The organism is Streptomyces sp. NPDC003038 (assembly GCF_040611115.1).
Classification (GTDB): Bacteria; Actinomycetota; Actinomycetes; order Streptomycetales; family Streptomycetaceae; genus Streptomyces.
The window spans coordinates 270,919-294,507 of record NZ_JBEXNN010000005.1 but is presented as its reverse complement, the minus strand read 5'-3'; the positions used below and the strand labels follow the sequence as shown (position 1 = coordinate 294,507).

At 71.7% G+C, this 23,589-nt stretch carries 22 protein-coding genes; 10 read left to right on the top strand and 12 right to left on the bottom strand.

Annotation, left to right across the window (positions count from 1 at the left end; all coding sequences use genetic code 11):
* Positions 1-30: 30 nt before the first annotated feature.
* From pstA to mshD, 6 genes are all read right to left on the bottom strand, one after another.
* Positions 31-1,104 carry a phosphate ABC transporter permease PstA gene (pstA, locus tag ABZX75_RS09580; RefSeq protein ID WP_355409565.1) on the bottom strand — a complete coding sequence of 358 codons (1,074 nt, stop codon included), beginning with the start codon at positions 1,102-1,104 and terminating at the stop codon, positions 31-33.
* The gene (gene pstC / locus ABZX75_RS09575) at positions 1,101-2,102 is read right to left on the bottom strand and encodes a phosphate ABC transporter permease subunit PstC (RefSeq protein WP_355409564.1); all 1,002 of its coding nucleotides are present in this window, start codon (positions 2,100-2,102) and stop codon (positions 1,101-1,103) included. The genes pstA and pstC overlap by 4 nt, the downstream gene beginning before the upstream one ends.
* 90 nt (positions 2,103-2,192) lie before the next feature.
* Positions 2,193-3,332 carry a phosphate ABC transporter substrate-binding protein PstS gene (pstS, locus tag ABZX75_RS09570; protein ID WP_355409563.1) on the bottom strand — a complete coding sequence of 380 codons (1,140 nt, stop codon included), beginning with the start codon at positions 3,330-3,332 and terminating at the stop codon, positions 2,193-2,195.
* A gap of 245 nt (positions 3,333-3,577) precedes the next feature.
* Entirely contained in the window at positions 3,578-4,582 is a 1,005-nt protein-coding gene (locus tag ABZX75_RS09565) for a CHAD domain-containing protein (RefSeq protein WP_355409562.1), read from the bottom strand.
* On the bottom strand, positions 4,563-6,812 hold the full coding sequence (locus tag ABZX75_RS09560; protein WP_355409561.1) for an RNA degradosome polyphosphate kinase: 2,250 nt from the start codon (positions 6,810-6,812) through the stop codon (positions 4,563-4,565). Before ABZX75_RS09560 ends, ABZX75_RS09565 begins: the two co-directional genes overlap by 20 nt.
* 338 nt (positions 6,813-7,150) lie before the next feature.
* Positions 7,151-8,080: a mycothiol synthase gene (mshD, locus tag ABZX75_RS09555; RefSeq protein WP_355409560.1), complete on the bottom strand. Its 930-nt coding sequence runs from the start codon at positions 8,078-8,080 to the stop codon at positions 7,151-7,153.
* A 167-nt stretch (positions 8,081-8,247) separates the two neighbouring features.
* Between mshD and ABZX75_RS09550 the strand changes: the two genes are divergently transcribed.
* Positions 8,248-10,065, top strand: a complete 1,818-nt coding sequence (locus tag ABZX75_RS09550; RefSeq protein WP_355409559.1) for a bifunctional metallophosphatase/5'-nucleotidase — start codon at positions 8,248-8,250, stop codon at positions 10,063-10,065.
* A 68-nt stretch (positions 10,066-10,133) separates the two neighbouring features.
* On the opposite strand, the gene ABZX75_RS09545 is transcribed toward ABZX75_RS09550, so the two are convergent.
* On the bottom strand, positions 10,134-10,928 hold the full coding sequence (locus ABZX75_RS09545; protein ID WP_355409558.1) for an alpha/beta hydrolase: 795 nt from the start codon (positions 10,926-10,928) through the stop codon (positions 10,134-10,136).
* Between the two features lie 137 nt (positions 10,929-11,065).
* Here ABZX75_RS09545 and ABZX75_RS09540 point away from each other — a divergent pair, with 137 nt between their 5' ends.
* Both ABZX75_RS09540 and ABZX75_RS09535 read left to right on the top strand, forming a co-directional pair.
* Positions 11,066-11,635 (top strand): TetR/AcrR family transcriptional regulator, encoded by a 570-nt coding sequence (locus tag ABZX75_RS09540; RefSeq protein WP_355409557.1) that lies wholly within the window; start codon positions 11,066-11,068, stop codon positions 11,633-11,635.
* 113 nt (positions 11,636-11,748) lie between these two features.
* On the top strand, positions 11,749-12,630 hold the full coding sequence (locus tag ABZX75_RS09535) for a phosphatidylinositol-specific phospholipase C (RefSeq protein ID WP_355409556.1): 882 nt from the start codon (positions 11,749-11,751) through the stop codon (positions 12,628-12,630).
* On the opposite strand, the gene ABZX75_RS09530 is transcribed toward ABZX75_RS09535, so the two are convergent.
* The 5 genes from ABZX75_RS09530 to ABZX75_RS09510 all read right to left on the bottom strand — a co-directional run bounded on the left by ABZX75_RS09530 (position 12,610) and on the right by ABZX75_RS09510 (position 18,480).
* On the bottom strand, positions 12,610-14,202 hold the full coding sequence (locus ABZX75_RS09530; protein WP_355409555.1) for a HAMP domain-containing sensor histidine kinase: 1,593 nt from the start codon (positions 14,200-14,202) through the stop codon (positions 12,610-12,612). The genes ABZX75_RS09535 and ABZX75_RS09530 overlap by 21 nt on opposite strands.
* Positions 14,199-14,936 carry a response regulator transcription factor gene (locus tag ABZX75_RS09525; protein ID WP_355409554.1) on the bottom strand — a complete coding sequence of 246 codons (738 nt, stop codon included), beginning with the start codon at positions 14,934-14,936 and terminating at the stop codon, positions 14,199-14,201. Before ABZX75_RS09525 ends, ABZX75_RS09530 begins: the two co-directional genes overlap by 4 nt.
* Before the next feature lie 76 nt (positions 14,937-15,012).
* Entirely contained in the window at positions 15,013-16,308 is a 1,296-nt protein-coding gene (locus ABZX75_RS09520) for a trypsin-like peptidase domain-containing protein (protein WP_355409553.1), read from the bottom strand.
* A gap of 288 nt (positions 16,309-16,596) precedes the next feature.
* Positions 16,597-17,619: a LacI family DNA-binding transcriptional regulator gene (locus ABZX75_RS09515; RefSeq protein ID WP_355409552.1), complete on the bottom strand. Its 1,023-nt coding sequence runs from the start codon at positions 17,617-17,619 to the stop codon at positions 16,597-16,599.
* 24 nt (positions 17,620-17,643) lie between these two features.
* Positions 17,644-18,480 (bottom strand): response regulator transcription factor, encoded by an 837-nt coding sequence (locus tag ABZX75_RS09510; RefSeq protein ID WP_355409550.1) that lies wholly within the window; start codon positions 18,478-18,480, stop codon positions 17,644-17,646.
* A 403-nt stretch (positions 18,481-18,883) separates the two neighbouring features.
* Here ABZX75_RS09510 and ABZX75_RS09505 point away from each other — a divergent pair, with 403 nt between their 5' ends.
* The 7 genes from ABZX75_RS09505 to ABZX75_RS09475 all read left to right on the top strand — a co-directional run bounded on the left by ABZX75_RS09505 (position 18,884) and on the right by ABZX75_RS09475 (position 23,542).
* Entirely contained in the window at positions 18,884-19,138 is a 255-nt protein-coding gene (locus tag ABZX75_RS09505) for a MoaD/ThiS family protein (RefSeq protein WP_112449116.1), read from the top strand.
* 10 nt (positions 19,139-19,148) lie between these two features.
* Positions 19,149-20,717, top strand: a complete 1,569-nt coding sequence (locus ABZX75_RS09500; RefSeq protein WP_355409548.1) for a hypothetical protein — start codon at positions 19,149-19,151, stop codon at positions 20,715-20,717.
* 64 nt (positions 20,718-20,781) lie between these two features.
* Positions 20,782-21,498: a DUF2993 domain-containing protein gene (locus ABZX75_RS09495; protein ID WP_355409546.1), complete on the top strand. Its 717-nt coding sequence runs from the start codon at positions 20,782-20,784 to the stop codon at positions 21,496-21,498.
* Positions 21,499-21,653: 155 nt separating this feature from the next.
* Positions 21,654-21,743, top strand: a complete 90-nt coding sequence (locus ABZX75_RS09490) for an Ms5788A family Cys-rich leader peptide (RefSeq protein WP_350875872.1) — start codon at positions 21,654-21,656, stop codon at positions 21,741-21,743.
* A 224-nt stretch (positions 21,744-21,967) separates the two neighbouring features.
* Positions 21,968-22,816 carry a sulfurtransferase gene (locus ABZX75_RS09485; protein WP_355409543.1) on the top strand — a complete coding sequence of 283 codons (849 nt, stop codon included), beginning with the start codon at positions 21,968-21,970 and terminating at the stop codon, positions 22,814-22,816.
* Positions 22,817-22,869: 53 nt separating this feature from the next.
* Positions 22,870-23,160 (top strand): DUF1416 domain-containing protein, encoded by a 291-nt coding sequence (locus tag ABZX75_RS09480; protein ID WP_355409541.1) that lies wholly within the window; start codon positions 22,870-22,872, stop codon positions 23,158-23,160.
* A gap of 118 nt (positions 23,161-23,278) precedes the next feature.
* Positions 23,279-23,542 carry a DUF3099 domain-containing protein gene (locus ABZX75_RS09475; protein ID WP_355409539.1) on the top strand — a complete coding sequence of 88 codons (264 nt, stop codon included), beginning with the start codon at positions 23,279-23,281 and terminating at the stop codon, positions 23,540-23,542.
* Positions 23,543-23,589: the final 47 nt, after the last annotated feature.

Below are 23,589 nucleotides of genomic sequence, written 5' to 3'. Positions count from 1 at the left end.
GGGGGTCACTTCGCTTTCGTACGAGTCGCGTCAGCGACCGGTCTTCGGGGCCTTCCAGCGGGCGATGCCGCGGGCCACCAGGTTGAGGATCATGACGAAGGCGATCAGGACGAGCGCTGCTGCCCATGCCCGGTCCATCGAGGCGTCGGTGCCCACGATGTACTGCTCGTACACGTAGAGCGGGAGCGACGACTGGGCGCCTTCGAAGGGGTTCGGGTTGATCAGCTTCGTACCGAAGACAAGCAGCAGCACCGGGGCGGTCTCACCCGTGATGCGGGCGACGGCGAGCATCACGCCGGTGGTGATTCCGCCGATGGCCGTCGGAATGACCACCTTCAGGATAGTGCGCCACTTCGGGACTCCGAGGGCGAGGGACGCCTCGCGGAGTTCGTTCGGGACGAGCTTGAGCATCTCCTCGGTGGAGCGGACGACGACCGGCATCATCAGGATCGCCAGCGCCATGGCGCCCGCGAATCCGGAGGGCCCGAAGCCCAGCATCAGATTCCACGTGGCGAGGATGAACAGGCCCGCGACGATCGACGGGATGCCCGTCATGACGTCGACGAAGAAGGTGACCGCCTTGGCGAGCTTGCCACGGCCGTACTCGACGAGGTAGATGGCGGTCAGCATGCCGATCGGCGCGGCGATGAGCGTCGCGATGCCGACCTGCTCCAGGGTGCCGAGCAGGGCGTGGTAGATGCCGCCGCCCGCTTCGACGTCGAGCAGGCCGCCCATCGAGTGGGTCAAGAAGTACGGGTCGAGGACCTTGACGCCCTTGCCCACCGTGATCCAGGCCAGCGACAGCAGCGGCACGATGGCCAGGGCGAAGCAGACCCACACGAGGCTGGTGGCGACGCGGTCCTTCGCCTGGCGGCGGCCTTCGACCTTGCTGGTGATCGCGTAGCTGGCGGTCACGAAGAGCAGGGCGGCGATCATGCCCCACTGGATCTTGCTCTGCCAGCCCGCTGCCAGGCCGATGCCCGACGCGAGGGCGACGGAGGCGAGAGCGATGGCGGCCGGCGCCCAGCGGGGCAGCCGGGCGTGGGCCAGGGAGGTCTGGGGGAGGGCGGGGGCGGGCCGCCGGTCCTCTACGAGCTGGCTCATGCGTTGGCCCCCGAGTACTCCTTGCGGCGCGCGATGATGAGGCGGGCGGCGCCGTTGACCAACAGGGTGATGAGGAAGAGGACGAGGCCGGAGGCGATGAGCGCGTCACGGCCGAATTCGTCCGCCTCGTTGAACTTGGCGGCGATGTTCTGTGCGAACGTGCCGCCGCCCGGGTCCAGCAGGTGGCCGGAGATCACGAAGCTCGGGGAGAGGACGACGGCGACGGCCATCGTCTCGCCGAGGGCGCGGCCGAGGCCGAGCATCGAGGCGCTGATGATGCCGGAGCGGCCGAAGGGCAGGACCGCGATGCGGATCACTTCCCAGCGCGTGGCGCCGAGGGCCAGAGCGGCCTCCTCGTGCGCCTTGGGCGACTGGAGGAAGACCTCGCGCGTGACGTTCGTGATGATCGGCAGGATCATGATGGCCAGCAGGATGCCGACCGTGAAGATGTTCCGGGCCACACCTTCGGAGGTCCTCTCGAAGATGTACGTCCAGCCGAGGAACTGGTCGAGCCACTCGTTCAGGCCGCCCAGGTACGGGACCAGGAAGACCGCGCCCCAGAGGCCGTAGATGATGCTCGGTACGGCGGCCAGCAGGTCGACGAGGTAGCCGAGCGGCCCGGCCAGCTTGCGCGGGGCGTAGTGCGAGATGAACAGCGCGATGCCGATGGCGACCGGGACGGCGATGACCATCGCGATGACCGAGCTGACGACCGTGCCGAACGCGAGCACGGCGATGCCGAACACGGGCGGGTTGGCGGCCGGGTTCCACTCGGAGGTAGTGAGGAAGTTCCCCTCGTTCTCGGAGAGCGCGAGCACCGTCCGATAGGTGAGGAAGGCCGCGATGGCGGCCATGATCACGAGCAGGGTGATGCCGGATCCCCGGGACAGGCCCAGGAAGATCCGGTCGCCGGCACGGCCCGTGCCGCGTCGCGCGCGGGAGGCGCGGGGTGTCGACGGTGGCAGTTTCGGCTGTGCGGGTTGCGTAGCTATGTCCATGGTTTCTCCGGTCTGCGGAGCGTGCGCTCCAGGCGGCGGTGCACCGGATGGTGCGGCCGGCCCCGCGGGTGCGGGGCCGGCCGCGACGGGTCAGGAGAGGGTGGGGACGATCGCGCGGACCTTGGCGGCGATCTCGGCCGGGACCGGCGCGTAGTGCGCGTCGGTGAGGACCTTCTGGCCCGCGTCGCTGATCGCGTAGTTCAGGAAGGCCTTCAGGGTGGGCAGGGTCTCCGCCTTGTTGCCCTTGTCGCAGACGACCTCGTACGTCACCAGGACCAGCGGGTAGGCGCCCTCGGCCTTCGTGGCGTAGTCCAGGCTCAGGGCCAGGTCGTTGCCGGTGCCCTTGATCTTGGCGGCCGCGATCGCCTTGGAGGCGTTCTCGCTGGTGGCCGGGACCGGGGCGGCGGCGCCCGTGTTCAGGCTGACGGTCTTGATGTTGCCGGACTTCGCGTACGAGAGCTCGAAGTAGCCGATGGCGCCTTCGGTGCTCTTGACGTTGGAGGCGACGGAGGAGGAGCCGTTGGCGGCCTGGCCGCCCGCGGCGGGCCAGGACTTCGCCTTCGGGTCGTGCTTCCAGTCGGCCGGGGCGGCCTGGCTCAGGTACGTGCCCAGGTTCTGGGTGGTGCCGGACTCGTCCGAGCGGTGGAACGCCTGGATGGCGGTGGCGGGAAGGGTGGCGCCCGGGTTCAGCTTCTTGATGGCCTCGTCGTCCCACTTGGTGATCTTCGAGTCGAAGATCTTGGCCAGCGTGGGCGCGTCGAGGACGAGGTTCTCGACGCCGCTCAGGTTGTAGCCGATGGCCACGGGGCCGCCGACCATCGGGAGGTTGATGCCCTGGCCGCCGGTGCAGATCTTCTGCGAGTCGGCGACCTCGTTCTCCTTGAGCGCGGAGTCGGATCCGGCGAAGGCCACCTGGCCCTGGTTGAACTTGGTGATGCCGCCACCGGAACCGATGGCCTGGTAGTTGATCTCCACACCCGGGCAGGCGGCCTGGAAGCCCTTGACCCACAGGTCCATCGCGTTCTTCTGCGCCGTCGAGCCGGCGGCCAGCAGCTGCCCCTTGGCGTCGTCGCACTTGACGTCGCCCGCGGCGACGGACGGCTTCGCCGTGCCGTCACCGGTCGTCTTGGTGTTGTCGTCCGAGCCGCACGCCGTGAGGACCAGGGCGCTGGACACGACGAGAGCCCCGAGGGCGGAGGCACGAAGCCGGTTCTTGCGCTGAAGCTTCACTTTCGGGTGTTCCTTCCAGAAGCCGCCGGCCGCATTCCTGATTCGGGGCGGCGTACGAAGAGGACTACGTCGGGTCGCGCGGGGAGCGGCTCATCCTGCGGGCGACTCGCACCGTGCACAGTCGAATTTAGGCCGGACAGGTGAAGCGGCCGACCGGGCCGGGTGAACGGGGGGTGAACCGTGGCGGACGGCCTGGTGCGGTTGCGCCCGTATGTGCCCTGCGGTAAGCGGGCGTTATCCCCCCGTTATCTTGGCGTCGCCGCCGGCTCCGGCAGCCAGAGGCGGCGGAAGGCGAGACGGGCCGCCTCGACCTCATGGCGCTGGTCGGCATGGAGCACGCCCAGGGCGTACGCCGTCGCCGGGGCGATGCGCGGGGTGCGGGCGGCCGTCGCCGAGGCGGCCGCCGCCTCCGAGGCGTCCCGGTGGCGGTCCAGGGCCCGGCCGGCCTCCTTGAGCCGGGCCACGTCCTCGCCCAGCGCCTCCCGCGCGTACCGGTGGACCCGCAGGAGGCGGCGTACCTCGTGCCACAGACCGTCGTGGTCCGCGTCGTACGGATGGGCGCCCTCCACCGGCGGCAGCGCCGAGACGGCCGCCGCCAGCCTGGCCTGCGCCGTCTCCGCCAGCGGAACCAGCACCTCCGCCACCCGTCCACGGGCCGCGACCGGGTCCAGCGGCACCTCCGAGGCCAGTAAGGCCACCGCGTCCGCCACCGCGTGGAAGCGGGCGGAGCCGAGCGCCTGGAGCGTGGCCGAACGGGCGCGCGTACGGGCCAGGGTCAGCTGCCGTTCCAGCAGCGCGCCCGCCCGCGCCGAGCCCACCGTGAGCGCACCGGCGGAGCCCCTCGGCGCCGGCACCTCCGGGGACCCCGACAGCCGGTACAGCGCCTCCATCAGCCGGGCCAGCCGGGCGGCGTACGCGTGCTCGTCGGCGAGGGTCGACGACAGCCACACCAGCTCGGTGCGCAGCCCGTCGGCCCAGGACGACTCGGTCACCACCCGGAAGGTGGCCAGGGAGCCGCTGATGCGGCGCGCGGCCCCCCGCAGGCCGCGCGCCGCCGCATCGCTCCCTTCGGCGGAGCCGGCCGCGCTCGGCGCGTTCGCCGGGCTGACGGCGCCCGCCGAGCCCGCCGTGCCCGCCGTGCTCTCGGCGTGCAGGCGCATCGCGCGCAGGAAGGCGGTGGCCTGGGAGCGCAGGTACGCGCCGAGCACGTCACCCGCTCCTGCCACGAGGTCATGTTTTGGCTGAGCCACGCCGGCGCCTCCGGGCGTCTATGAGCGTCTCCTGTACGTGCCGCAACGGCTGGCCTTCCTGATCCGTGCTGTGCCGGGTCCATTCGCCGTCCGGACCCAGGTGCCAGGAGGCGGTGAGGTCGGACATCCCGGTTTCCAGCATCCGGTCCAGTGCCGCGCGGTGGGCCGGGTCGGCGACCCTGACCAGTGCCTCGATACGGCGATCGAGGTTGCGGTGCATCATGTCGGCGCTGCCGATCCACACCTCGGGTTCGCCGCCGTTGCCGAAGGCGAAGACCCGGGAGTGTTCGAGGAAGCGGCCGAGGATCGAGCGGACCCGGATGTTCTCCGAGAGTCCGGTGACTCCGGGGCGCACCGCGCAGATGCCACGGACCCAGATGTCGATGGGGACGCCCGCCTGGGCGGCCCGGTAGAGGGAGTCGATGAGGGCCTCGTCGACGATCGAGTTCATCTTCAGGCGCACGTACGCGGGCCGGCCGGCCCGGTGGTGGGCGGCCTCCTTGTCGATGCGGGCTATCAGCCCGTCGCGCAGCGAGCGGGGCGCCACCAGGAGCCGGCGGTAGGTCTCGCGGCGCGAGTAGCCGGACAGCCGGTTGAAGAGGTCGGAGAGGTCGGCGCCGACCTGCGGGTCGGCGGTGAGCAGGCCGAGGTCCTCGTACAGCCGGGCGGTCTTGGGGTGGTAGTTGCCGGTGCCGACGTGCGAGTAGCGGCGCAGCTGGTCGCCCTCCTGGCGGACGACGAGCGACAGCTTGCAGTGGGTCTTGAGCCCTACGAGGCCGTAGACGACGTGGCAGCCGGACTCCTCCAGCTTGCGCGCCCACTTGATGTTGGCCTGCTCGTCGAAACGGGCCTTGATCTCGACGAGTACGAGGACCTGCTTGCCGGATTCGGCGGCGTCGATCAGGGCGTCGACGATCGGGGAGTCGCCCGAGGTGCGGTAGAGCGTCTGCTTGATCGCGAGGACGTCCGGATCGGCGGCGGCCTGCTCCAGGAAGGCCTGGACCGAGGTGGAGAAGGAGTCGTACGGGTGGTGCAGCAGGACGTCCCGCTCGCGCAGGGCGGCGAAGATGTCGGGCGCCGACGCGGACTCGACCTCGGCGAGGTCCCGGTGGGTGCCGGCGATGAACTTCGGGTACTTCAGCTCGGGCCGGTCCAGGGAGGAGATCCCGAAGAGGGCGGTCAGGTCCAGCGGCCCGGGCAGCGGGTACACCTCGGAGGCGTCGACCTTCAGCTCCTGCACGAGGAGGTCCAGTACGCCGGGGTCGATGGACTCCTCGACCTCCAGCCGGACGGGCGGGCCGAAGCGGCGCCGCATGAGCTCCTTCTCCAGGGCCTGGAGCAGGTTCTCGGCGTCGTCCTCCTCCACCTCCAGGTCCTCGTTGCGGGTCACGCGGAACATGTGGTGCGCCAGCACCTCCATGCCGGGGAACAGCTCCTCCAGGTGCGCGGCGATGACGTCCTCCAGCGGGACGTAGCGCTGCGGGGACGCCTCCAGGAAGCGGGAGAGGAGCGGCGGGACCTTGACCCGGGCGAAGTGGCGGTGGCCGCTCACCGGGTTGCGTACGACCACGGCAAGGTTCAGGGAGAGGCCCGAGATGTACGGGAACGGGTGCGCGGGGTCCACGGCCAGCGGGGTGAGGACCGGGAAGATCTGGTTCCGGAACAGCGTGAAGAGGCGGGCCTGCTCCTTCTCCGTGAGGTCGGGCCAGCGGATGAGGTGGACGCCCTCCTCGGCGAGCGCGGGGCAGATGTCCTGCTGGAAGCAGGCGGCGTGCCGGGCCATGAGCTCGCGCGAGCGCGTCCAGATGAGGTCCAGCACCTCGCGGGGCTGCAGGCCCGAGGCCGAACGGGTGGCGACGCCCGTCGCGATGCGGCGCTTGAGGCCGGCGACGCGGACCATGAAGAACTCGTCGAGGTTGCTCGCGAAGATCGCCAGGAAGTTCGCGCGCTCCAGGAGCGGGGTCGTCGGGTCCTCGGCGAGCTCCAGCACCCGCTCGTTGAAGGCCAGCCAGCTGCGCTCCCGGTCGAGGAAGCGCCCGGCGGGGAGTTCGCCGCCGTCCTTGTCGTCGTAGGCGTCCAGGTCGGCGTCGATGTCGGGCTCGAGATCGACGTGGGGGCGGTGCGCGGAGATGGAACCGATGCGGGCGTGCGCTCCGGTCACGGCGGCGGAGGTGTGAGACGGCTGCTGGGCGGGGACCTCGGCGGGGCCTGCGCTGGGCTGGTGGCTCATGACTCCATTCTTCCGCGCACGCGGGAAGACAGGCGCGTCGGAAGTGTCGGCCGTCAGTCGGAGTCGGGGGTACATGCGGGGAGAGTCGCAAGCGCGTGTTAATCCCCGGTGAATGGCGAATGGCCTCCAGGGTCAGCGTGTCTGCCGGGTCGGCTGCGCGGTCGGCTGCGCCGGGCTCGGCAGGGGGGCGGGGCGGCCCGCGGGGTGGCGCGGTGCGGGGGCCGGTGCGGCGCCGTTGCGGGGCTCCGCCCCGGGCCCCGCGCCTCAAACGCCGGCGGGGCTGGGGGTGCCGTCGGCGGGGCTGAAAGGGCCCTGGGGGTGACCAGGGGAGGGGTGCGTCAGCTTTCCGTGCGGTACATCAGGTCCACCTCGTGGGTGCGGAAGCCCATGCCCTCGTAGACGGCGAGGGCCGCCGGGTTGTCGGCGTCCACGTACAGCATGGCGGTGGGCAGACCCTGGGCCGCCAGGTGGCGCAGGCCGATCGCGGTGAGCGCCTTGCCGAGGCCGCCGCCCTGGGCGCCCGGGAGGACGCCGACCACGTACACCTCGCCGAGGCGCTCCGCCGCGTGGACCTTCGTCCAGTGGAAGCCGATGAGCTCGCCGTCGCGCTCGGCGAGGAAGAAGCCCTTGGCGTCGAACCACGGCTGCGCGATCCGGTCGTCGAGGTCCCGCTGCGTCAGCGAACCCTGCTCGGGGTGGTGGGCGAAGGCGGCCGCGTTCACCGCGAGCCAGGCCGCGTCGTCGGCGCCGGGTACGAAGGTCCGGATGGTGACTCCGGCGGGGAGTACCGGCTCGGGCAGCGGGGGAGCCTCCGCGCCGAGCGGGCGGCGCAGCTGGCGCAGTTCGCGGAAGAGGGTCAGGCCGAGCACCTGCGCGAGGTGCCGCGCGGCCGATTTGCCGCCGTGCGCCCAGACCCGGATCCGCTTGCCGGAGGCGGCCAGCAGGGCCATGCCCAGTGCCCGGCCGTGTCCGCGTCCGCGCAGCGACGGGTCCACGACGAGCTCGGCGGCGGGGGCCTCCACCGGGTCGGTGTCTTCCAGCTGTCCGTATCCGGCGAGGCGTCCGCGCTCGGTGAGCAGGAAGTGCCGGACCCCTTCGCGGGGGCCTCCGCGCAGCTGGAGGCGTCCCTGTTCGGACACGGAGGTGGTGCCGTCCGTGCGGGCCGCGTCCTCGATCAGGGCGAGTACGGCGTCGGCCTGTTCCTCCGTCAGTGCGTCGAGGGTCTGAATCTGCCGTCCCGGCTCCAGGGCCGCTGCTGCGTCAGTCATGACACGAGCCTACGACCGCGACGGGCGCACGGGAGCGCGGCCCCGGCGGTGATCCGCCTTCTGCGCGTAACCACCTCGATATCCGTTACCCCCTGTCGCGCTACGCGCGTTGACCTTAGGCTGCGAGCCACCTCCCAAGTTGTCTCGCTGTCCACAAAGGGGACTAAATGTCAGCGACGCCGCAACGGCACCGCCGCTCCCGCCGGTTGGCCTTCACCGCCCTCGCCGTCACGGCCGGGGCCGGCGCCATGGTCGCCGCCGCACTGCCGGCCGGGGCCGTGCAGGGTGCCGGTGCCGCCAAGAGCCGGACCGTCGACGTGCAGATGCTGTCGCTCAACGACTTCCACGGCACGCTGGAGCCCCCGCAGGGCTCTTCCGGGAATGTGACCGAGCGTCAGGCCGACGGCACCACCAAAGCGATTCCGGCGGGCGGGGTCGAGTACCTCGCGACCAGCCTGCGCGAGGCCCGCAAGGGCCACGAGTACTCCGTCACCGCCGCCGCCGGTGACATGATCGGCGGCAGCCCGATGCTGTCAGGGCTCTTCCACGACGAGCCGACCATCGAGGCGCTGAACAAGCTCGACCTGGACGTCACCAGCGTCGGCAACCACGAGTTCGACGAGGGTCGCGCCGAGCTGCGCCGGATGCAGTACGGCGGCTGCCACCCGGTCGAGGGCTGCTACGAGTACGGCAAGGAATTCACGGGGTCCGAATTCCAGTACCTTGCGGCGAATGTGACGGATGAGAAGACCCAGCGCCCGATGATGTCGCCCACCTTCGTGTGGAAGAAGGGCGACGTGAAGATCGGCTTCATCGGCGTCACCCTGGAGGGCACTCCGGACGTCGTGACCGCCGAGGGCGTCAAGGGCCTGAAGTTCGGCGACGAGGTCGAGACGATCAACAAGTACGCCGCCGAGCTGAACAGGCAGGGCGTCAAGTCGATCGTGGCGCTGATCCACGAGGGCGGTCTGCCCGCGAGCGGCGCGTACAACTACGACTGCGACGTCCCGGGCGCGGGCGCCGGCATCTCCGGTGCCATCGTCGACATAGCCAAGAACGTCGACTCGAAGGTCGACGCGCTGGTGACCGGTCACACGCACCAGGCTTACGCCTGCAACATCCCCGACCCGGCGGGCAACCCGCGTTCGGTGACCTCGGCCGCCTCCATCGGGCGCCTCTACACGGACACCACCCTCACGTACGACCGGAAGACCAAGGACATCGTCCGTACCCCGGTCAGCTCGCCCAAGCCGGTCAACCACGTCGTGAACCGCGACCAGCCCAAGGCCGCGGACATGACCGATCTGATCGAGCGGTGGAACACCCTCGCCGCCCCGATCGCCAACCGCCCGCAGGGCTTCATCTCGGCGGACATCCCGGGCCGCGGCTCGGCGGAGTTCGAGAAGCCGCTCGGTGACCTGATCGCCGACGCCCAGCTGGCGGCCCTGGCCCCGGCGGACAAGGGCGGCGCGCAGCTGGCCCTCATGAACCCGGGCGGCATCCGCTCGGACCTCGCCTACAAGGCCTCGGGCAGCGAGGGCGACGGCGTCGTGACGTACGGCGAGTCCTTCACGGTCCAGCCGTTCAACAACATGATGAACGTCGTGGACCTGACCGGCGCGCAGCTGATCACCGCGCTCCAGCAGCAGGTCAGCGGCCCGGCCAACGGCGCGAGCCCGAAGATCCTCCAGGTGTCGAAGGGCTTCACGTACACGCTCGACATGACGAAGGCGGGCGCGGACCGCGTCGTCGTGGACTCGGTGAAGCTGAACGGCGAGGCGATCGACCCCGCCAAGACCTACCGGGTCGCGATGAACGAGTTCCTCGCGGGCGGCGGTGACGGCTTCACCGTCCTGAAGGAGCACAAGAACAAGCTGGTGGGCGCGTCCGACCTGGACTGCTTCAACACCTACCTGACGAACAACTCCTCGGCTGCCGCTCCGATCGCCCCGCCGGCGGCGGACCGGATCACCGTGATCAAGTAACACCCGCGTACGGCACCCCCGAGGGGGCGGTGGGCCATCGGCCCGCCGCCCCTTCGGCGTCGTACGCGTCAGACCGCCGTCGGGAGTCCGGCCAGGAAGGTCCTGACGGCCCCGGCGAAGCCGTCGGGGTCCTGGAAGGGCACGAAGTGCTCGGTGTCGAGTCCCGCGTACGAGGTCCCGGGCCGCCGGGAGACCATCGCGTCGGCCTGCTCCTGCGGCAGCGCCTCGCTGCGCCGGCCGTGGATCAGCAGCGCCGGGCAGCGGCTCGCGAGCCAGACGTCCCAGTGGGAGCCGTACCCCTCCTCCACGGTGGCCAGGGTGTCCTGCGGGTGGAAGGGCAGGCGCCAGCCCGTGCCGTCGGGAAGGGGGCGCAGCGAGGGGGCGGCCAACTTGCCGTAGGGGCCGCAGGCGGCGATGAGCTCCTCGCGCGTCGGCGCGGTGTACGGGAGGTCGGAGAGGAAGGCGACGGGGTTCGGGCGGACGCGCGGGATCTCCACCGGGGCGTCGACGTTGACGAGCGCGCGGACCAGGTCGGGGCGGTCGGCGGCCAGGTGGTAGGCGTTGAGTCCGCCGAGGGAGAAGCCGAGGGCGACCACCGGGCCGGCGAGGCCGAGGTGTTCGAGCAGGGCGACGGCGTCGGCGACGTAGCCCGCGCGGCTGTACTCGCAGGCGCGGTCGGAGTCGCCGTGGCCGCGCTGGTCGGGGGCGATGACCCGCCACTCGTCGCCGAGTGCGGCGGCCAGGCCGGTGAAGTGGGCGCCCTCGGAGAGGCCGCCGTGCAGGGCGAGCAGCGGGCGGCCGGGGCCGCCGAAGTCCAGGTAGGACAGGGTGCGGTCGTCGTCGGTCTTCAGATCGTGGCGCATGGCCCGGTCTCCCCCGTGTGGCAGGTCGCGTTCTTCGGGTCTTCCGATGGCTCCACCCTGCCAGCGGTTGGGCGCTTGCGCAATACGATCGTGTAGGGCGATCGCCCAAAGGGCGCGGCGCGGCTTACGATCCCCGCATGGGAAATCGCGAGGACCTGCTGGCCGGAGCGCGGCGCTGCCTGGAGGAGAAGGGCTACCTGCGTACGACCGTGCGCGACATCGCCACCGCCTCGCACGTGAGCATGGCCGCGATCGGCTACCACTTCGGGTCTCGGGAGGCCCTGCTCAACCAGGCCCTGTTCGCCGCCATGGACGAGTGGAGCGACGCGGTCGGCGGCCTCGCCGGGGAGGGCGACACCGCCGAGGAGCGGTACGCCGACATGTGGAACCGGAAGATCGAGAACTTCGGGGAGCTGCGCTGGCTGTGGCTCGCCTCCGTAGAGGCGTTCGTGCACGCGCAGTCCTCGCCCGAGCTGCTCGCGATCCTGGCCGCCGGTCAGCGCGCCGGCCGCCCGCACATCGCCGCGCTGCTGCGCGGAGTGCCGCAGGACGCGGTCACGGAGTCCGACGCCCGGACCCTCGGGTCCGTGCAGATGGCGCTGATGACCGGGGTGATGGTCCAGGCCCTGACCGATCCGGAGCACGCCCCGAACGGGCGGGAGCTGGCCCAAGGACTGCGCGGGCTGGCCGAGTTGCTCGACGGTTAGCGGGTTCGCGGACGGAGCCCGGCGCTCGACGACTGCCCGCTACCGATGGGTAGTAAAGGTGGGTCCCGCACGCCATAATCCGGTCCCAACACTGGGTCGGCAAAGGGGCGGGCATGGGCGTGGGACTGGACCGACGGGCGTTTCTGGCAGGGGCGTTGGCGACGAGCGCCGCCGTCGGAGTGGGACTCGGGACGGCGGCGCCGGCCTCCGCCAGGACGCTCGGCACCCAGGACTGGATGGCCGGTCTGGCCGACTCCACCGCCCTGCAGCGGATGACCATCCCCGGCACGCACGACTCCGGCGCCCGCCAGGGCGGGCTCTACGTCGCCTGCCAGAACACCTCGATCGCCGAACAGCTCGACTCCGGCATCCGCTTCCTCGACGTCCGCTGCCGGGTCACGGGAGGATCCTTCGCGATCCACCACGGCGCGTTCTACCAGAACCTGATGTTCGGCGACGTGCTCACCGCCTGCTGGAACTTCCTCGCCGCGCACCCCGCGGAGACCGTCCTGATGCGGCTCAAGCAGGAGTACTCCGAGGACAGCGACGCCACCTTCCGAGCCGTCTTCGACGACTACCTCGACCACCGCGGCTGGCGCCCGCTGTTCCGGATCGCCGACACGCTGCCCTCGCTCGGGCAGGCCCGCGGGAAGGTGGTCCTGCTCGCCGACAACGGCGGCCTGCCGGGCCTCAGATACGGCGACGGCACCGTCTTCGACATCCAGGACGACTACATGGCCGAACCCTTCGCCAAGCGCGGCAAGATCGAGAACCATTTCCGGCGGGCCGTCCAGCAGCCCGGCAAGCTCTTCGTGAACTACACCAGCACCTCGGCGTACATGCCGCCCCGCTGGAACTCCGACCGGCTCAACCCACAGGTGCACTCGTTCGTCGACGGCGGGGAACTGACCGGGCGGACCGGGCTCGGGATCGTCCCGATGGACTTCCCCAACACCCGCTCCGGCCTGGTCACCTCACTCATCCGGCACAACTGACCGCTCGGAGGGGGCGGCCGGGGAAGGGCCCGCGGCCGCCTCCCGGGAAGCGCCTGCCGACGTGTCTGCCGGAGCGCCTGCCGACGTGTCTGCCGGAGCACCTGCCGACGTGTCTGCCGGAGCACCTGCCGACGTGCCGGCCGAAGCGCCTTCGGGCGCGCCCGAGGGTGGCGGGGCCGGGGCTCCCGGGATGCGGAGCACCGCCTCCGTACCCGGGCCGCCGTCGGCCGCCGCCCGCAGCTCGGCACTCCCGCCCGCGCGCTGCACCGTACGGGCCACGATCGACAGGCCCAGCCCGCTGCCGGGCAGGGCGCGGGCCGAAGGGGAGCGCCAGAACCGCTCGAAGACGTGCGGGAGGTCCTCCGCCGGGATGCCGGGCCCGTGGTCGCGTACGGTCAGCTCGCCCGCCCGCAAGGTCACCGTGACGGAGCCGCCCGGCGGGCTGAACTTCACCGCGTTGTCCAGGACGTTGACGACCGCCCGCTCCAGCGCGGCCGCCTCGCCCCGGACGTACCAGGGCTCCAGTTCCGAGCTGAACCTCAGCTCCGGACCGCGCAGCCGGACCCGCGACAGCGCCGCCGCCGCGATCTCGTGCAGGGCCACCACCCCGAGCGGGCCGGGCGAGGCCGCGTCCGGCCGGGAGAGCTCCTGCAAGTCCCCGATCAGCGAAGCCAGTTCGGTCATCTGCGCCTTGACCGAGGCCAGCAGCTCCCGGCGGTCCTCGGCCGGGATGGCCCGGCCGGTCTCCTCGCTGCGCGCGAGCAGCTCGATGTTGGTGCGCAGGGACGTGAGCGGGGTGCGCAGCTCGTGCCCGGCGTCCGCGATGAGCTGCGCCTGCCGCTCCTGGGAGGAGGCGAGCGCGGCCGTCATCGAGTTGAAGGACCGGGACAGGCGGGCGATCTCGTCGTCGCCCTCGTCGGGGATCCGTACGGTGAGGTCCTCGGTACGGGCGATGTGCTCGACGGCGCCGGTCAGCTCGTCCACCGGCCGCAGCCCCGTACGGGCCACCCACAGGCCGGCCGCGCCCGCGCCGACCACGCCGATGCCGGAGACCAGCAGCAGCACCCATGCGAGGGTGGACAGGGGCTTGTCGATGTCGGCGAGCGGCTTGGCCACGGACAGCGCGGCGGGCACCTCGCCCACCACGGCGGGCTGGGTGTAGACCCGGACGGCGATGCCGTCGGAGGTGGTCGCGTCGTAGAGGACGGGGCCCCGCAGGCGCTGGGCGACCTCCAGGTCGGTGTCGGTGACCTCAAGGGTGCTCTTGCCGTCGACCCAGCACTGGCGGCCGTCCGGCAGCACGACCTGGACCTGCGCGCTGAGGTTGTTGGCCGGCCGGTCCGGCAGCGAGCGGCCCGAGACGCAGCCGCCGAACTGGCGGAACACCTGGTTGGCCTGGGCCACCGCGTTGGTGGCGCGCAGCGAGCTGTCCAGCTGGTCGCGCAACTGCGCCCGCACCATCACCCACGACACCGCCGCGCACGCGGCCACGGCCAGGGCCACCGCCACCGTGACCAGCAGCGCCAGGCGCGAGCGCAGCGGGAGGGCGCGGAATCTCGCGGCCGGGCTCATTCGTGCCCGCTTTCGCCCTGGCGCAGCGCGTACCCGACGCCGCGCACGGTCTGGACGAGCCGGGGCTCGCCGCCCGCCTCGGTCTTGCGGCGCAGGTACATGACGTACACGTCCAGGGAGTTGGAGCTGGGCTCGAAGTCGAAGCCCCACACGGTCTTGAGGATCTGCTCGCGCGTCAGGACCTGGCGCGGGTGCGCGAGGAACATCTCCAGCAGCGTGAACTCGGTACGGGTCAGCTCCACCGGGCGCCCGGCCCGGGTCACCTCGCGGGTCGCCAGGTCCATGCGCAGGTCGCCGAAGGTCAGCGTGTCCGTGTCCGCGGGGTCCTCGGCGCCGGCGGACGGGGCGGCGTAGGAGCTGCGGCGCAGCAGTGCGCGGACGCGGGCGAACAGCTCGTCCAGCTCGAAGGGTTTGACGAGGTAGTCGTCGGCGCCCGCGTCGAGGCCGGTGACGCGGTCGCCGACGGTGTCGCGGGCGGTGAGCATGAGGATCGGGGTGACGCTGCCCGCGGCGCGCAGCCGGCGGGCCGCCGTCAGGCCGTCCATCCGGGGCATCTGGATGTCCAGGATGATCAGGTCGGGGGCGTACGCGGCCGCCTTGTCCAGGGCGTCGAGGCCGTCGACCGCGGTCTGCGCGGCGTATCCCTCGAAGGCGAGGCTGCGGCGCAGGGCCTCACGTACGGCCGGTTCGTCGTCGACGACGAGGATGCGCGCTTCGCCTTCGGCGGGATTCATGTGGGTCCCCAGTCGTGTTCGGTGATACGCGCGGGATGCCTCCCGCGGACGGCACGCTCCAGCGTCGCACGCCGGGTCAGAGGGAGGTGCCGAAGCCGTTGGTGCCGGCGCCGCCGCCGACGCCGTTCCCGCCGCTGCCGGAGCCCGCGCCGCCGGGGCCGCCCGTGCGCAGGGAGTCCAGATCGGCCTTGATCGTGTTGACGGGGATGGCGAAACCGAGACCGACGCTGCCCGCGCCGGCGCTGTCGGAGGAGGGCGAGTAGATCGCGGAGGGCATGCCGACGATCTCGCCGTTCATATTGACGAGGGCGCCGCCGGAGTTGCCCGGGTTGAGGGAGGCGTCCGTCTGGATGGCCTTGTACGAGGTGGTCTGCGAGCCGGTGTTCCCGTTGAACTGCCGGCCGCCGTACGAGAAGGGCCAGTTCTCACTGCCCTGCTGTCCGCCCTGCTGCCCGCCCTGGGGGGACCGCTGATCCGACTTCGGTACGTTCACCTCGCGGTTCAGTGCCGAGACGATGCCGCTGGTGACCGTGCCGGTGAGGCGGTCGGGCGAGCCGATGGCGACGACCTGGTCGCCGACCTTGAGGCCGTCCGAGTTGCCGAGCGTGGCGGGCTTGAGACCGCCGGCGCCCTCCAGCTTGATGAGCGCCAGGTCCCTGTCCGGGTCGGTGCCGACGATCTTGGCGGAGTACTGCTTGCCATCGCTCATCGTCACCTGGATCTGGGTGGCGCCGCTGACGACGTGGTTGTTGGTGACGATCTCGCCGTCGGCGGTGAGGACGATACCGGAGCCGGTGCCCTGGCCGGACGCCGTGCGGGTGTCGATACGGACGACGGAGGGACTGACCTGCTCGGCCACGCCGGAGACGGTACCGGTGCTGGACCGCGAGACGTTGGCGGCGCTGACGCCGCCCGGGCCGCCGGCGCTCTCGTCCAGCAGCTGCTGGACGGCGGCTGCGGTACCGCCGCCGACCAGGGCCGCCGCGAGGGCCACTGCGGCGAGCAGGGCTACGGGCTTCCTGGCGCGGGGAGCGTGGGCGGCGTGGGCGGGACCGGTGGTGCCACCGCCGTCGTGGTGACCATGTCGGCCGTCTCCGGAGTGAGCGCCGGTTCCGCCGGTTCCGCCGGTTCCGCCGGTTCCGCCGGTTTCCCGGGCCGGGGTGGGCGGCACGGTCTCACCCTGGATGACCAGGGGCTGGTGTGCCTCGTGCCAGCCCGGGGCGGCCGGGGGGAAGGACGGCGGAGGGGGGTAGCTCCCGGCGTCCCGCGCCAGCCGGTCGCGGCCCCGCTCCCAGTCCTCGCCGAAGGGCGCGCTCTGGGCCGGGAGGTTCTCCTGCGGGTACTCGCCTTCGCGGCGGAAGCTCTCGGTCATGGCTCTGACTGTCATCGCCGATCATGAGAGCTTTCTGAGTCTGGCCTGAGAAGCCCGACAGAACCGTGTATGCCCGATATAAGGAACGGTGTTCTGCCGTGTGCGGCGCAGCTCGGGGCACAGCCCCGCGCAGGTGCCCCGGCGCGGCGGAGCGGCCGGGATGGGGCGCGCGAGTGCGCGCGGCGGGCCCGCCAGGGCCCCCAGCAGGGCTGGGGACGGTGCGGCGCGGGTCCTGGGCGGAGCCCCGGGCGCGGGGAGCCCGATTGTCCCCCGCCCGCCGCCGGACGGCTACCGGCAGCCGCAGGAGCGGCGGATCACCAGGGCCGACGGGAACTGCTTCAGGCGTTCGCGGCGGGAGCCCGCCACGCGCAGGCCGTCGTCCAGGACGAGGTCCACCGCCGCGCGGGCCATCGCCGGGCGGTCGGAGGCGATCGTCGTCAGCGGCGGGTCCGTCAGCGCGGCTTCCTTGACGTCGTCGAAGCCGGCGACGGCCAGGTCCTCGGGGACGTCGATGCGCAGCTCCCGCGCGGCGCGCAGGACGCCGATGGCCTGGTCGTCCGTGGCGCAGAAGATCGCCGGAGGGCGGTCCGGGCCGGACAGCACGTCCAGGGCCACGCGGTACGCGTCGTAGCGGTTGTACGGGGCCTTGAAGAGGCGGCCTTCCACCGAGCGGCCGGATTCCAGCATGGCCCGGCGCCACCCCTCGACGTGGTCCGCGACCGGGTCGCCGACCTCGGGGGTGCTCTCGACGCCGCCGAGGCAGGCGACGTACGGGTGTCCGTGTTCCAGCAGGTGGCGGGTGGCGAGCTGGGCGCCGCCGATGTCGTCCGTGACGACGGCGACGTCGTCGATCGCCTCGGGGCGCTCGTGCAGCAGCACCACGCGGGCGTCCCAGGCCTCGATCTCCGTGGCCGCGCGCTCGCTCATGCCCTGGCTGACCAGGATCAGGCCCGAGACGCGCATGCCGAGGAAGGCCCGCAGGTAGTGGACCTCGCGCTCGTCGCGGTAGTCGGAGTTGCCGACCAGCACCATCTTTCCGCGCTCGGCGGCGGCCTGCTCGACCGCGTGCGCCATTTCTGCGAAGAACGGCTGCCGGGCATCCGGAACGATCATGCCTATGAGGTCCGTGCGCCGTGAGGCCATGGCCTGCGCGACCCGGTCCGGGCGGTAGCCCAGTTCCTTGATCGCGGCGAGGACACGCTCGCGCGTGGCCGGGGCAACCGGCCTGGGTCCGTTGTTGATGACATAGCTCACGACGGCGGTAGAGGTACCCGCAAGTCGCGCCACGTCATCCCGCGTCACCTTGGCCACGCGCGGAAGTCTACGCGGGGTGACCTACCTCTGGGCAGGGCGTCCTGCGGAGTGGATGCCGACGGGTGGTTCCTCCGTCCGGGCGACGGCCGTAAGGGACGTCTCGGCCTGCGCCGCCGACTGCGCCGCCGCCTTGGCGGCAGCCTGCGCCGCGGCCTGGGCGGCCGCTTCCGCCGCCGCCCGTTCGACCTTCTCCGGCGTGACGAAGCGGTAGCCGACGTTGCGGACCGTACCGATCAGCGACTCGTGCTCGGGACCGAGTTTGGCGCGCAGCCGCCGTACGTGGACGTCGACCGTCCGGGTACCGCCGAAGTAGTCGTAGCCCCAGACCTCCTGGAGCAGCTGGGCGCGGGTGAAGACCCGGCCCGGGTGCTGCGCGAGGTACTTGAGCAGCTCGAACTCCTTGAAGGTGAGGTCCAGGACCCGCCCCTTGAGCTTGGCGGAGTACGTCGCCTCGTCCACCGACAGGTCACCGTTGCGGATCTCCATCGGGGAGTCGTCCGAGCCCAGCTGCTGGCGGCCGGTGGCCAGCCGCAGACGCGCCTCGACCTCCGCCGGCCCGGCGGTGTCCAGGAGGACGTCGTCGATGCCCCAGTCCGCGGTGACGGCCGCGAGGCCTCCCTCGGTGACGACGAGGATCAGCGGGCAGCCCGGCCCGGTCGAGCGCAGCAGCTGGCACAGCGACCGCACCTGCGGCAGGTCGCGGCGGCCGTCCACGAGGATGACGTCGGCGCCAGGAGTGTCCACGAGGGCCGGGCCCTCGGCCGGGGCCACCCGGACGTTGTGCAGCAGCAGGCCGAGGGCGGGCAGCACCTCGGTGGACGGCTGCAGGGCATTGGTCAGCAGCAGGAGTGAGCTCATGCCCGACCACCTCGCCCTGTTCCGGTCGGCCGGTCAAACACTGTTCGCTGGTCCATCACGTCGGTTCCTCCTCGGTCCCGTCGAGGACGTGCGCGGTACTGCTTCGTACGTGGTGCGTGGTGCGGGTGGTGTGGCGTCCATGCGGTCCCCGCGCCCTGAGGTCCGGATGGATACCACTGTTCTCGGTCCGTTCAACGTGCTGAAAGCACAAAAGGACCCGGGGGCAACGTTGCCCGGATCCTCTCGCCAGCAGAATAGCCCACGAGCGCTTTCCCGGCCGAGGCCTCTCCCGATCCCGTTTCTGTGGTTCGCACCACGCCCCCTGCCCCGGGGCGCTCCGGGGCAGGGGGCGGGAGGGGCCATCATGGAGGCCGACGGTAGAGAGCCGACGATAGGAGCTGCAGTGGCAACCGGAACCATCCGCTACTGGGCGGCGGCCAAGGCCGCGGCCAAGACGGCGGAGGAGCCGTACTCGGCGCGGACCCTCGCCGAGGCGCTCGACGCCGTGCGCGAACGCCACCCCGGGGAGCTGACCCGGGTCCTGCTGCGCTGCTCCTTCCTCGTGAACGAAGAGCCCGTGGGCAAGCGCCCGCACGATTCCGTCGAGCTGACCGAGGGGGGCACCGTCGAGGTGCTTCCGCCGTTCGCGGGCGGGTGAGCGGAAACCGATGAGCACTCCTGAGGAACAGCAGCAACAGCAACAGCAACAGCAGCAGCAGCAACAGCAGCAGTACGCGCAGCAGCAACAGCAGCCGCCGGATCCGTACGGGACCCAGACCTGGCAGTCCGACACCTGGGACACCGGTTATCAGCCGGTGCATCCGCCGCTGGGCGGGGTGCCCGGGCAGCCCGTGGCGCCCGAGGGCTGGTTCCGGGACGAGGTTCCCGCACCGGCCCAGGAGCAGGGCCAGGGTCAGGGTGAGCGCCAGGGTCAGGGCCCGCACCACCCGCCCGCGCAGGACTGGTCCCACGGCGGTGCGGCCGCGGCGTGGCCGGACGCCTCCGCGGGCGCGGCCGGGACCGCCCGGGGACCCCTCCAGGCGGAAGCCGGGGGACTGCCGCCGTACTCCGGCCCGGCGGACCCGCAGTCGCAGCAGCACGCGCAGCACCCGCAGCCGGTTCAGCGGCCCGCCGTGCCGGAGGGCTGGTTCCGCGAGGAGGCTCCCGCGCCGGCCCCCGCGCAGGACTGGGCGGAGACCACCGCCTACCTCCCGCCGCAGGCCGTCGGCCCGGATTCGGCCGCGGCCGAGCAGACGGCCTACCTGCCGCCGTACCCCGGCCCCGCCGCGGTCGAGGAGACGGCTTATCTGCCGCCGTACCCGGGTCCCGGCGTCCCGGATTCCGCCGCGGCCGAGGAAACGGCCTACCTGCCGCCGTACCCGGGCCCCGCCGCCGCGGAGACCGGGCCCGCGCCCGCGCCGGACGCGTCCGGTGAGGAGCCCGCGTACTCCCCGCCCACCCTGGCCGGCAACACCCTCCGCGCCGTCGACCCGGCCCAGGCCCGCGCCGAAGGCCGGTCGCCGATCATCGACCCGGGCCCGCAGCCGGCCATACTGACCGCCGCCCTCGGCGTGCTGCTCGCCGTGGCCGCCGCCCTCGGCGAGCTGGCCCTGCTGGTGCCGCTGATCGCCCTCCAGGGGCTCACCGCGGCCGGCTGGTTCCGCCTCAACGGCATGTGGCCCGCCCGCCAGGGCATTGCCCTCGCCTTCGCCGGAGCCGTCGTCGCCGACGGCGCCGTGCTCGCGGTGGACCGTACGTACGGCCCGGGCGCGATCATCGGCACCCTCGGCGCCTGGGTGCTGCTCACGCTGGTCCTCCAGCTGCGCAGCCACGCCGATCCCGATGAGCGGATGTACGGCCTGATGGCCTCGGTGACCTCGGCCGCCCTCGCCATCGTCTGCGCCGGCTACCTCGCCGCCGATTCCGCCGCCGTCACGGTCGGCGCGGCCGCCGTCGCCGTCGCCGTCTTCGCCCGTGCGCTGCCGCTGCCGACCGCGCCCTCGGTCGCCGTCTCGCTGGCCGCCGCGGCGGGCGCCGGCATCGCGCTCGGCGCGGCGACCGACGTCGGGGCGGGCGGGGCGCTGCTCGGTCTCGTGGCCGGGGTGTGCGCGCTGGTCGGGCTGCGCGTGGCGGCGTACGACTACCCGTCGAAGTTCGTCCACATGACGGCCGGTGTCGCGCTGCCGCTGGCGGCCGCGGCGCCCGCCGTGTATCTGATCGGGCGGGTGGTGGGCTGACGCCCCGCACACGCGGGGCGTGGTCCACTAGAACGCACGTACCGATCTAGAGGGGGAGGGGCGCGTGCGTTTCCTGCGTGTCGTCGTGGTCTTGGGTGTGGTTCTGGGGGCGCTGTTCGTCGGCGTCGACCGCTGGGCGGCCGGCTATGCCGAGAACCGGCTCGCCGACCGGATCCAGGCCCGGCAGGGTCTGGCCGGCAGCACGGACGTGGAGATCCACGGCTTTCCGTTCCTGACGCAGGCGCTCAGCCACGACCTGGACCGGGTCGATGTGAAGCTCAAGGGCGTCGACGCCACCGCGGACGGCCGCAAGACGCGGCTCTCGCAGCTCGACGCCAGCTTCCGCGGTGTGAAGCTGAACGGGGACTACAGCGGCGGCACCGCCGAGCGCGCGGAGGGCACCGCGCTCATCACGTACGCGGATCTGACCGAGGCCTCGCAGACCGGTGTGACCGTCGCCTACGGCGATACCCCGGGCAAGGTGAAGGTCACCGCGACGGTGGACGTCCTCGGCAGGTCGCTGACGCGCGGCGTGATCTCGACCGTCACCCTCCAGGACGCCGGGGAGGGCGCGTCCGGGAAACTCGTTCGGGTGCGCGCCGACGAGGTACCGGGAGAGGGCATCCCCGGTGTCGAGAAACTGGTCCGCAAGCAGACCGACTTCGACCGCCGCATCGACGGCGGACTGCCGGCCGGACTCCAGCTGACCGCCCTGACCTCGGACGAGTCGGGCGTGCACCTGACGCTGAGCGGCTCGGACGTGGTGCTGGCCGGATCGTGAGACGGTGCGGTCCGATCCGCAGATGGACGGGCCGTACGCAGGGCCCCGGAGGCGGCGCGGCGGCCGTCCCGGGCTCTCGGATCCCACTATTCGGACGATCCCGTCTCGGTATATGACACGCCGGTGACAGGGCGGCCGATTCGTCCCTACGATCCATGGCTATGAAGCATCAGCAGGCGGACCTCACGAAGCGGCGGGCAGTAGACCTGTGTCGCGTCGCCGCCATGCTCTGTCGATCCATGTGACGTGTGAGCGCATCCGCTCCATCAGCCGGACGACGGCCTTCCCCGCGTGACCGAACCCCCGCCTCCTGCCCCCTGACGCCTCCCCGCGCAGGACTTGTGAGCGCACCCGGACGCACGCACCAGCAGCACCCCGCAGCACGCCACCCCGCAGCACAGCCCGCAGCCGGCGGGCCCGCCGCGGTACCAGCACAGCCCCGCCGCACACTGCCCCGGAGGAGAACACCATGAGCCGCAGCGACGTCCTCGTAGACGCCGACTGGGTCGAGGCCCACCTGAACGACGCCAACGTCGTCATCGTCGAGGTGGACGAGGACACGTCCGCCTACGACAAGAACCACATCACCAACGCCGTCCGGATCGACTGGAAGACCGACCTCCAGGACCCGGTCCGCCGTGACTTCGTGGACCAGGAGGGCTTCGAGAAGCTGCTCTCCGCCAAGGGCATCTCCAACGACGACACCGTCGTCCTCTACGGCGGCAACAACAACTGGTTCGCGTCCTACGCCTACTGGTACTTCAAGCTCTACGGCCACCAGGACGTCCGCCTGCTCGACGGCGGCCGCAAGAAGTGGGAGCTCGACTCCCGCGACCTGGTCGACGGCAAGGACGTCCCGAACCGCCCGGCCACCAGCTACAAGGCCAAGCCGCAGGACACCTCGATCCGCGCCTTCCGCGACGACGTCGTGGCCGCGATCGGCGCCCAGAACCTGGTCGACGTCCGCTCGCCCGACGAGTTCTCCGGCAAGCTCCTCGCCCCGGCCCACCTCCCGCAGGAGCAGTCGCAGCGCCCCGGCCACGTGCCGAGCGCCCGCAACATCCCGTGGTCGAAGAACGCCAACGACGACGGCACCTTCAAGTCGGACGACGAGCTCAAGGCCCTCTACGAGGCGGAGCAGGTCGAGCTGGACACGAAGGACACCATCGCCTACTGCCGCATCGGTGAGCGCTCCGCGCTGACGTGGTTCGTGCTGCACGAGCTCCTGGGCCAGCAGAACGTCAAGAACTACGACGGCTCGTGGACCGAGTACGGCTCGCTCGTCGGCGTGCCGATCGAGCTGGGCCCCAACAAGTAAGTCCCGGGCACGCGACGCCCCGTAGTAGACCTCTCTAGGACAGGACAGAGAACATGTGTGGAGCACAGATCGGCGGGCCCGACCTCGCGACGCTCAAGCCGGGTGAGACCGCGATCCAGGGCCAGGTGACCAAGAACGGCGAGCCCGTCAGCGGTTACGTGCGGCTGCTGGACTCGACCGGCGAGTTCACCGCCGAGGTCCCGACCTCGGCGACCGGCCAGTTCCGCTTCTACGCGGCGACCGGCTCCTGGACGCTGCGGGCGCTCGTCCCCGGCGCCCAGGCGGACCGCGCCGTCGTGGTCGCCGAGTCGGGCGGCGTGACGGACGTGGCGATCGCGGTCTGATACCGACCGTGCTCGTGCACTGATCGACTGGCCGAAGGGCCGCACCCCCGGGGGTTGGACGCCACTGGAACGGGGTGCGGCCCTTCGCGCCGTGCTGCTGCCGCTCTACGCTGGAAGCATGTACGCCCGGCGTCGGCGCATCTACTTCCTGCTCATGGGCGGATGCCTCGTCCTCTTCGTCTCCGCCTGGTCCTTCGTGCGCCTGCTGTCGGTGGAGGCCGCGGTCGCCCTGTGCGTGGTCGCGATGGTCCTTCCGCCGATCGCCGCGGTGGTCGCCAACCGGCGCGGCCCGGACGACCGCTGGTGGGACGACCCCTCGGGCGATCCGAAGTCCGACGAGTGGTGGGACGAACTGGACGGAAAGCGCCGTCGCGAGGAGTGAGACGCCGCGAGATAAGAATGTAATAAGTATTCGTACAACTGCTCCCC

Coding starts and splice junctions, on each gene's coding strand:
- ABZX75_RS09560 (WP_355409561.1), bottom strand. CDS start 6,812: ATGAGCCACCAGCCCAGCGCAGGCCCCGCCGAGGTCCCCGCCCAGCAG.
- ABZX75_RS09490 (WP_350875872.1), top strand. CDS start 21,654: ATGGCTATGAAGCATCAGCAGGCGGACCTCACGAAGCGGCGGGCAGTA.
- ABZX75_RS09550 (WP_355409559.1), top strand. CDS start 8,248: ATGTCAGCGACGCCGCAACGGCACCGCCGCTCCCGCCGGTTGGCCTTC.
- ABZX75_RS09520 (WP_355409553.1), bottom strand. CDS start 16,308: ATGACCGAGAGCTTCCGCCGCGAAGGCGAGTACCCGCAGGAGAACCTC.
- ABZX75_RS09475 (WP_355409539.1), top strand. CDS start 23,279: ATGTACGCCCGGCGTCGGCGCATCTACTTCCTGCTCATGGGCGGATGC.
- pstC (WP_355409564.1), bottom strand. CDS start 2,102: ATGGACATAGCTACGCAACCCGCACAGCCGAAACTGCCACCGTCGACA.
- ABZX75_RS09480 (WP_355409541.1), top strand. CDS start 22,870: ATGTGTGGAGCACAGATCGGCGGGCCCGACCTCGCGACGCTCAAGCCG.
- ABZX75_RS09545 (WP_355409558.1), bottom strand. CDS start 10,928: ATGCGCCACGATCTGAAGACCGACGACGACCGCACCCTGTCCTACCTG.
- ABZX75_RS09500 (WP_355409548.1), top strand. CDS start 19,149: ATGAGCACTCCTGAGGAACAGCAGCAACAGCAACAGCAACAGCAGCAG.
- pstA (WP_355409565.1), bottom strand. CDS start 1,104: ATGAGCCAGCTCGTAGAGGACCGGCGGCCCGCCCCCGCCCTCCCCCAG.
- ABZX75_RS09540 (WP_355409557.1), top strand. CDS start 11,066: ATGGGAAATCGCGAGGACCTGCTGGCCGGAGCGCGGCGCTGCCTGGAG.
- mshD (WP_355409560.1), bottom strand. CDS start 8,080: ATGACTGACGCAGCAGCGGCCCTGGAGCCGGGACGGCAGATTCAGACC.
- ABZX75_RS09535 (WP_355409556.1), top strand. CDS start 11,749: ATGGGCGTGGGACTGGACCGACGGGCGTTTCTGGCAGGGGCGTTGGCG.
- ABZX75_RS09525 (WP_355409554.1), bottom strand. CDS start 14,936: ATGAATCCCGCCGAAGGCGAAGCGCGCATCCTCGTCGTCGACGACGAA.
- ABZX75_RS09530 (WP_355409555.1), bottom strand. CDS start 14,202: ATGAGCCCGGCCGCGAGATTCCGCGCCCTCCCGCTGCGCTCGCGCCTG.
- ABZX75_RS09485 (WP_355409543.1), top strand. CDS start 21,968: ATGAGCCGCAGCGACGTCCTCGTAGACGCCGACTGGGTCGAGGCCCAC.
- ABZX75_RS09510 (WP_355409550.1), bottom strand. CDS start 18,480: ATGAGCTCACTCCTGCTGCTGACCAATGCCCTGCAGCCGTCCACCGAG.